Genomic DNA, 6,491 nt, shown 5'->3' with positions numbered 1-6,491 from the left:
AGCTGGCAAGCCTCGCTGCCCCTCCCGCCTGCGGGAGGGGATCGTCACGCGCTTCCTAAACGACAACTCACCACCCCCAAAGGGGACGCCTTCAAAAAGGCCTTTCCTACAATATCCGGCTATGCCAGCCTTCATCCCGGCTCTTTCATCGGGTGGATAAAGGCGGTTGCCGGCCAGTGTGGGCAAACGGGCAGGGTCAAATGGAGCGACGCACAGGGCTGAACTTTACTGAACTTTGGGCAATGTTGCATCGGCGGCGGCACATACCCACCCCAAAGCAGGCACCGGCAGACAAGTGCGGGATGCACAGATTGCCTCTGGACCGCCGCGCACCGCACCGCTTATAGGCCTCGCCAGCATTTTCGCCCCGGCCGGGGCAGCGGAAGGATCACCCAAGATGAGCGTAACGACGGTTCCATTGCGTCCGGTGAGCAAGGGCGGCCTGTGGCTGATGTGGTTCGGCCTTGCCGCGCTGATTGTCGCGGGTGCGGCCTTTGCCTGGCACATGACCCCGCGGATCGGCTTCGAAGTCGTCAAGGAAGGCGCGGGCGCCAGCCCGACCAAGGCCGATGTCGTGCTGGTCAAATATGAGGGGAAGCTCGACGACGGCACGGTCTTCGACGCGAACGAACAGGCGCCGATGCAGGTGGCGCAGGTCGTTCCCGGCTTTTCCGAAGCATTGACCCGCATGAAAAAGGGCGGCGAGTACAAGATCACCATCCCGGCACAACTCGGCTATGGCGATCGCGCGGTCGGCCCGATCCCGGCGGGCAGCACGTTGCACTTCAGCGTGACCCTGCTCGATTTCCGTTCGGAGGCCGAGGTTCGCGCGATGCAGCAGCAAATGCAGCAACAGCAGCAGATGATGCAGCAGCAACAGATGATGCAGGGCGCCCCCGGTGGCGCTCCGGCAGGGCCGCCACCCGGCGCGCCGCAGCCGTAAGAACGGCGAAGTCCGGCGAAATCGAAACGGCGGTGGGCTTAGGTGCCTGCCGCCGTTTTCGTTTTGGCGCCGCCGGCGTTGCGTTCGGCCTCGCGTTCGAGCGCGACCTTGATCATCGCGACGATCGGATCGGCAAGGAACAGCCCCATGATGCCGAGCAGCGCGCCGAACAATATCTGTGCGCCGAGGACGAGGGCAGGGGCGAGGTCGACGGTCTTCTTGGCAACCATCGGCACGATCAGGTAACCGTCGACCGTCTGGACGATGAAGTAGATGGCGATCGCCCAGAGGCCGGTATCCGTCCCTGCCGAGAAGCCGACGAGGACAAGCAGGACGCCCGACACGATCGCGCCGATATTGGGGATGAAGGCGAGCAGGCCGGTGAGCAGTCCCATGAGCGCCGCCATCGGGATGCCGACGGCAAGGCAGGCGAGCCACGTGCCGATACCCTCCACAAGCATGCCGAGCAGGCGCCCTGCCATCAGGCGGCGCAGCGTGAAGCCCATGCGTGCGGTCGTGATGTAGAAATTCTCGCGCGACTTCATCGGCAGCATCCATGCAACGCCGCGTTCGTAAAGCCGCGGTTCGATCGCGATGAAGATGCCGAGCACGATGATCATGACGAGGCTGGTAAGCCCGCCCAATACCGTACCGACCGCGGCGGTGACGCGGCCGACGGTTCCCGCGATATTGTCGGTGATCGTCTTGGTATCGAGCTGGAGATTGCCCATGCCATGGTCGCTGGCCCACGCGGCGATACGCTCGACCTGCCCCATCACGACTTTTTGCAGCGTCGCCGCCTGATCGGCGATCTGTGAGCCCGCGAACATGACGGTCCAGACGAGGAATGCGAGCAGCGAGAGGCAGACGATCAGCAGGCGCCAGCCGCGCGCGATCGGCAGCACGCGGCCGAGCAGGCGCGTCCCTCCGTCGAGCATCGACGCCATGACGATGCCGGCAAAGATCAGAAGGATCGGCTGGACGAGAACGATGCAGACGCCGATCAGCAGCGCGAGGCCCAGCCAGACGCCAGCTTTCAGAAGCTCGGTGCGGACGAGCTGGCTGCGAATCTCCGTGGGGCCGGGGGCCTCCTTGTGCGCCTCTGCCTTGGCTGCGGCGGAGGCGGCGGTGCGTGTTGCTGCCGGTTTTCGTGTCGCCGCCATGCCTTGCTCCCCGTTATCTAGTTGCCCTGACGCTCGGGACGCAGGTCGGTTCCGGCGCGACCCGATCTGAGGGCGTTAAACCAGCTCAATGGGTTATACCATTCGGCGGTTCCATCGGTCGAGAAGCTGATGATTTCTGCGCGACCGGCGATGGCGTCGAACGGGACGGGGCCGCCGAGGCCCTTCTGGCTCGTATCGACGCGGCTGTCGGCGCTGCCGTCGCGGTTGTCGCCCATCAGGAAGACATGGTCGGCGGGTACGGTGATCGGGCCATAATTGTCGGTCGTGTAACCCGGGCCCATATCGATCGTGTCGAAGGTCGCGCCGCCGGGCAGCGTTTCGCGGACGATCGGCAGCTCGAGCACTTCCTTGCCCTTCGCATCGCGGCTTACAAAGCGGAACAGGCTGCTGTCGGGGCCGGGGGTGTTGGGATCGACCGGGATCTCCAGCATCGGCTGCACCTCGCGCTTCACCGGCTTTCCGTTGATGCTGAGCTCGCCGTTGCGGAGCTCGATCGTATCGCCGGGCAGGCCGATCACGCGCTTGATATAGTCGATCCGTGTCACCGGATGCTCGAGCACGACGATATCGCCGCGCTCGGGCAGCTTTCCGAACAGGCGGCCCGCGATCTTGGGTGCGAGATGGAAGCTGACCGACGAATAGGACCAGCCGTAGGGATATTTGCTGACGATCAGCCGGTCGCCGTTGCGCAGCACCGGCATCATCGAGTCGGAGGGGATATAGAAGGGCTTGGCGACGCAGCTGTGGATGCCGAGCACGAGGAGCAATATCACCACCACATCGCGGATCAGCTTGCCCCAGCCGCCGTCATCCTTTGACTTGTCCTTCGCCATGAATGTCAGTCCTTGATTGCTTCGATGATGACGAAGGCCTGTGCCCACGGATGGTCGTCGGTCAGCGTCAGATGGATATGGGCGGTATGGCCCGAGGGGATCATCTGGGCGAGGCGCGCGGCGGCGCCGCCGGTCAGCGCCAGCGTCGGCGCGCCCGAGGGCGCGTTGACGACGCCGATGTCCTTCATGAACACACCGCGTTTGAATCCGGTGCCGACCGCCTTCGAGAAAGCCTCTTTCGCGGCAAATCGCTTCGCATAGGTGCCCGCGCGCGTGAACGGCCGCCGCGCCGCCTTGGCGCGTTCGACCTCGGTGAAGACCCGATTCTCGAACCGCTCGCCGAAACGGTCGAGCGAATTCTGGATGCGCTCGATATTGCAGAGGTCGGAGCCGAGCCCGATGATCATGACGCGTCCCGCGCCTCGTCCATCAGCGCGCGCATCCGGCGCACGGCATCCTCAAGGCCGGTAAAAATCGCCTCGCCGATCAGATAATGGCCGATGTTGAGTTCGGCGAGCTGCGGGATCGCCGCGACGGGGATGACATTGTCATAGGTCAGGCCGTGCCCTGCGTGCGGCTCGATCCCGTTCTTCCACGCGAGCGCCGCGGCGTCGGCGAGGCGGCGGAGTTCGACGGCGCGCTCCTCGCCCTCGACATGCGCGTAGCGGCCAGTGTGGAATTCGACGACGGGCGCGCGCAGCCGCATCGCCGCCTCGATCTGGCGCGCGTCGGGTTCGATGAACAGGCTGACGCGGATTCCGGCGTCGCCCAGCCGCGCGACGATCGGGGCGAGGTGGTTGTGCTGGCCGGCGGCGTCGAGTCCGCCCTCGGTCGTGCGCTCCTCGCGCTTTTCGGGGACGATGCACGCGGCGTGCGGCATGTGGCGCAGCGCGATCTCGAGCATCTCGTCGGTCGCCGCCATTTCGAGGTTGAGCGGCAGGTCGGTCGCGGCCTGGATGCGTGCGAGGTCGTCGTCGCGGATGTGGCGCCGGTCCTCGCGCAGATGCGCGGTGATGCCGTCGCCGCCGACCGCCGCGACGATTTCCGCCGCGCGCACCGGATCGGGATGCTCGCCGCCGCGCGCGTTGCGGATCGTCGCGACATGGTCGATGTTGACGCCGAGGCGCAGGCGCTGGCTCAATTCGCGCGGCTCCCGGGCTTGACCGCTTTCGTGCCCGCGAGCTCGGGCGGAAGCTCATCCTCGGCATAGGTCGGGAAATTGATCGCGACGAGCGGATAGAAAGGGACGCCGAGATCGACATTGCCCGCCGACCGGTCGACCAGTGCCGCTTCCGCCACCACTTCGCCGCCGGCCGCCGCGACGCACGCCATCGCTTCACGCGACGACAGGCCGGTGGTCACGACGTCCTCGACCATCAGCACCTTGGCGCCGGCGTCGATCGCGAAACCGCGGCGCAGTTCGAAGGTGCCTGTCGGCCGCTCGACAAAGATTGCCGGCTTGCCCAGCGCGCGACCCATTTCATGCCCGATGATGACGCCGCCCATTGCGGGGGACACAACCACGTCGATCGCCTGTCGGAGGTCGCGCGGCAGCTTTGCCGCGAGCGCGACCGCGAGCCGTCCGGCGCGCTCGGTGTCCATCAGCACGCGCGCGCACTGGAGGTAATATTCGCTGTGACGCCCCGAAGAGAGCAGGAAGTGACCCTGAAGCAGGGCGTCGGCGGCGCGGAATTCGGCCAGGATTTCATCATCGGTCATGGGAGAATTGTTCTTTTGTCCAGTGCGTCGCCCATCGCGGGCGACCGGGTTTTGGCGGCGAAGATTTGCCTGCCGCAAAATAGTGTTAGAGATGCTTGAGGCAAGCGGCAAGCGGGTCTATAGCGCCCGCGAGATTCAGCCCCTCCGCTGGCTGCCGCGACGCGTGTCCGGCCATCGCTGCGGGGGGATGAACCATCGATAAGAACAACAGGCAACGGGCGGCACTATCCTTATGAAGAGCTTGAAAACCCTTGTAATTGCGGCAGTTTTGTCGCTCGGCGCGGTGGGTGCCGGCCATGCGGCGGCACCTGCTGTGGCTGCGGCCAAAGCGCCCATTGCAACGACTGCGGCGAATCCAGCGCCGGCAACTGCCGATGCGGCCGCTCCGGCAACCACGCCGGCGGCAACCGAGGCTGCTGCGCCGGCCGGCGACGCCACGTATGTCCCGATGAAGCCGACCCCCGGGGTTGGCCAGCCGGTCGACGCGGGCATCGATTTCCAGCCGCAGGTCAGCCCGATCGGCGAGCAGGCATACTGGTTCAACCATGTCATCCTGCTTCCCGTCATCACGGTGATCACGCTGATCGTCCTCGGTCTCCTGCTGTGGGTGATGTTCCGTTTCCGCGCCAAGGCGAACCCGGTGCCGTCGAAGACGACGCACAACACCTTCATCGAAATCATCTGGACCGCCATTCCGGTGCTGATCCTCGCGGTGATCGCCGTCCCGTCGATCCGCCTGCTCGCGGCGCAATATGAACCGCCGAAGAAGGACGCGCTGACGATCAAGGTCACCGGCTATCAATGGTATTGGGGCTATGCCTATCCCGACCAGGGCATCGGCGAATATGTCTCGAAGATCCTGCCCGAAGACAAGGCGAAGGCCGCCGGCGAACCCTATCATCTTGCCGTCGACAACCGCATGGTCGTTCCCGTCGGCCGTCAGGTCAAGCTGATCATCACCGGTGCCGACGTGATCCACAGCTTCGCGGTTCCCGCCTTCTGGACCAAGATGGATGCGGTCCCTGGCCGTGCGAACGAAACGACCTTCACCGCCAACAAGGTCGGCGTCTATTACGGCCAGTGTTCGGAACTGTGCGGCGTCGATCATGGTTATATGCCGATCGCCGTCGAAGTGCTCCCGGTCGACAAGTGGGAAGCCTGGGTCCGCTCGAGGGGCGGTAATCCCGCTGGTCCGGTGGCTGCGGCTCCCGCCGCTGCCGCACCGGCTCCCGCTACCGCCGCTCCGGCAGCGACGCCAGCCGTCGCTCCGACCGAAGCTGCTCCCGCAGCAGCTGCACCGGCAGCGGCTCCCGCCGCCGCCCCGGCCGCCAAGAAATAACAAGGGGTCCGACAGATGACCGATATTGCTGCAACTGCACCCGCCCATGGCCATGCCGATCACGCGCATGACGACCATGACCACGATACCCCGGGCTTCTTCGTCCGCTGGTTCATGTCGACGAACCACAAGGACATCGGCACCCTCTACCTGATCTTCGCGATCGTCGCCGGCATCGCCGGCGGGGTGATTTCGGGCATGATGCGCCTCGAACTCGCGCATCCCGGCATCCAGTATCTGGGTGAATGGGCGCGTGTTTTCGACACGGCCGCCGGCGAGACGCAAGCCAAGCATATGTGGAATGTGCTGATCACCGCACACGGCCTGATCATGGTGTTCTTCATGGTCATGCCCGCGATGATCGGCGGTTTCGGCAACTGGTTCGTGCCGCTGATGATCGGCGCGCCCGACATGGCGTTCCCGCGCATGAACAACGTCTCCTTCTGGCTGACGTTCGTCGCGGTCATCATGCT

8 protein-coding genes are annotated in these 6,491 nt (G+C 65.1%); 3 read left to right on the top strand and 5 right to left on the bottom strand.

All coding sequences use genetic code 11. From position 1 onward, the window contains the following. The first annotated feature begins 397 nt into the window (after positions 1 to 397). Positions 398 to 943, top strand: a complete 546-nt coding sequence (locus tag VGD20_RS14455; protein ID WP_331135114.1) for an FKBP-type peptidyl-prolyl cis-trans isomerase — start codon at positions 398 to 400, stop codon at positions 941 to 943. A 38-nt stretch (positions 944 to 981) separates the two neighbouring features. On the opposite strand, the gene VGD20_RS14450 is transcribed toward VGD20_RS14455, so the two are convergent. Genes VGD20_RS14450 through pyrE form a run of 5 tightly spaced genes read right to left on the bottom strand, consistent with a single transcriptional unit; the run spans position 982 to position 4,679 of the window. Beyond that, positions 982 to 2,106: an AI-2E family transporter gene (locus tag VGD20_RS14450; protein WP_331135113.1), complete on the bottom strand. Its 1,125-nt coding sequence runs from the start codon at positions 2,104 to 2,106 to the stop codon at positions 982 to 984. 17 nt (positions 2,107 to 2,123) lie between these two features. Then, positions 2,124 to 2,960: a signal peptidase I gene (gene lepB, locus VGD20_RS14445; protein WP_331135112.1), complete on the bottom strand. Its 837-nt coding sequence runs from the start codon at positions 2,958 to 2,960 to the stop codon at positions 2,124 to 2,126. A gap of 5 nt (positions 2,961 to 2,965) precedes the next feature. After that, a complete protein-coding gene (gene acpS, locus VGD20_RS14440) occupies positions 2,966 to 3,367 on the bottom strand; it encodes a holo-ACP synthase (RefSeq protein ID WP_331135111.1) in 402 nt (133 codons plus the stop codon). Then, positions 3,364 to 4,101, bottom strand: coding sequence for a pyridoxine 5'-phosphate synthase (locus VGD20_RS14435; protein WP_331135110.1), 738 nt, complete (start codon positions 4,099 to 4,101; stop codon positions 3,364 to 3,366). Before VGD20_RS14435 ends, acpS begins: the two co-directional genes overlap by 4 nt. Beyond that, positions 4,098 to 4,679 (bottom strand): orotate phosphoribosyltransferase, encoded by a 582-nt coding sequence (gene pyrE / locus VGD20_RS14430; protein ID WP_331135109.1) that lies wholly within the window; start codon positions 4,677 to 4,679, stop codon positions 4,098 to 4,100. The genes VGD20_RS14435 and pyrE overlap by 4 nt, the downstream gene beginning before the upstream one ends. Before the next feature lie 232 nt (positions 4,680 to 4,911). On the opposite strand from pyrE, the gene coxB reads away from it, so the two are divergent. Then, positions 4,912 to 6,018 (top strand): cytochrome c oxidase subunit II, encoded by a 1,107-nt coding sequence (gene coxB, locus VGD20_RS14425; RefSeq protein WP_331135108.1) that lies wholly within the window; start codon positions 4,912 to 4,914, stop codon positions 6,016 to 6,018. Between the two features lie 15 nt (positions 6,019 to 6,033). Then, a partial coding sequence (locus VGD20_RS14420) for a cbb3-type cytochrome c oxidase subunit I (RefSeq protein WP_331135107.1) occupies positions 6,034 to 6,491 on the top strand: 458 nt, incomplete at its 3' end.

Source organism: Sphingopyxis sp., from assembly GCF_036402335.1.
GTDB lineage: Bacteria > Pseudomonadota > Alphaproteobacteria > Sphingomonadales > Sphingomonadaceae > Sphingopyxis.
This window is presented reverse-complemented; position numbering and strand designations above follow the sequence as displayed.